The organism is Campylobacter sp. 2457A, from assembly GCF_020135895.1.
Taxonomy (GTDB): domain Bacteria; phylum Campylobacterota; class Campylobacteria; order Campylobacterales; family Campylobacteraceae; genus Campylobacter_D; species Campylobacter_D taeniopygiae.
The window spans coordinates 1-540 of record NZ_JACHTO010000088.1 but is presented as its reverse complement, the minus strand read 5'-3'; the positions used below and the strand labels follow the sequence as shown (position 1 = coordinate 540).

The window sequence follows — 540 nt, the reverse complement described above, 5'->3', positions numbered from 1 at the left end:
CAGAGTGCTTTATGCTAGACCATTAACAGAAATAGAAAAAAATAATCTTAATAAAGATAGTTTTTATACTATAACAAGTCGATATGGTATTAAGAGTAAAGATATGGATATGTTTGTGGGTATTGAATTTATATATTCAGCAGAAAGACTTGTATATGTCTATATAAAAGAATTGGGTTATTATGGTGGCTGGAATAAATGGACATTTAATTTATTTATTCTTCCAAATACAACACAGAGAATTTATAATTCAATTAAGAGTGTTGCAATAAATAACTCACAAATAATACAAAACAAAGAGATAATAGGTAAACTAAAAATAGGTGATGAATTAGATGGATCTTATGCTTATGTTTATCTGAATATTATTGTGCTAAAAAATTTATTAGACAAACCAAGCTATCTTAATCATTTCGAAGAAAACTATGATTATTTTGAGGACTTATAATGACTTTTAATTACAAATACTCTGTTGGAATCTATGTTAATGATTGGGGTTTTATGATGGGCAGCAAGGGAAACCCTCATGTGTTCTTAGGA

General features: G+C 27.4%; 1 protein-coding gene. It reads left to right on the top strand.

What is annotated here, in order from left to right; genetic code table 11:
* On the top strand, nucleotides 1–448 hold a 448-nt coding region (locus tag H2280_RS08455), incomplete at its 5' end, for a hypothetical protein (RefSeq protein ID WP_337216261.1).
* Nucleotides 449–540: the final 92 nt, after the last annotated feature.